Origin of the sequence: Anaerotignum faecicola (assembly GCA_024460105.1) — a bacterium.
Lineage (GTDB): Bacteria > Bacillota > Clostridia > Lachnospirales > Anaerotignaceae > JANFXS01.
The window spans coordinates 1-617 of record JANFXS010000054.1; the positions used below are offsets into that span (position 1 = coordinate 1).

The 617-nt window shown below is 46.7% G+C and carries 1 protein-coding gene; it reads left to right on the forward strand.

Annotated elements, in window-relative coordinates:
* Positions 1-617: ABC transporter ATP-binding protein (locus NE664_12690; protein ID MCQ4727493.1), on the forward strand; the 617-nt coding region annotated here is incomplete at both ends.

Genomic DNA, 617 nt, shown 5'->3' on the forward strand with positions numbered 1-617 from the left:
GAACTGTCGCTTACGGTACAGGATAATGAGTTCCTGATCCTGCTGGGACCGGGCCACTGCGGGAAGACTGTCATTTTAAACATGATTGCCGGTCTGATGCAGCCCGATTACGGAAATATTTATTTAGACGGTAAGAAGGTGGTGGGACCAAATCCGGATATGGGAATGGTGTTTCAAAAGATTGGGACACTTCCGTGGAAAACCGTTATGGAAAATGTAGAACTGGGACCTAAAATGCGTGGAATACCGAAGCGTGAACGACGGGAAAAGGCTCAGCATTACATTGATCTGGTGGGCCTGCATGGCTTTGAAGAGCATCTGCCAAAGCAACTGTCCGGTGGTATGAAGCAGAGAGTCGGAATCGCGAGAGCTTATGCAAATGACCCGCAGATATTGCTTTTAGATGAACCATTTGGACAGTTGGATGCACAGACCCGATATAATATGGAAGAAGAAATTGCGCGAATCTGGGAGAAGGAGAAGAGAACTATTTTATTTGTCACAAATAATATTGAGGAGGCATTGATGCTGGGAGACCGTATTATCCTTCTTACGGAGTGTCCGGCAAGAGTGAAGCAGGTGTATCAAGTTGATTTGCCGCGCCCCAGAGACATGAT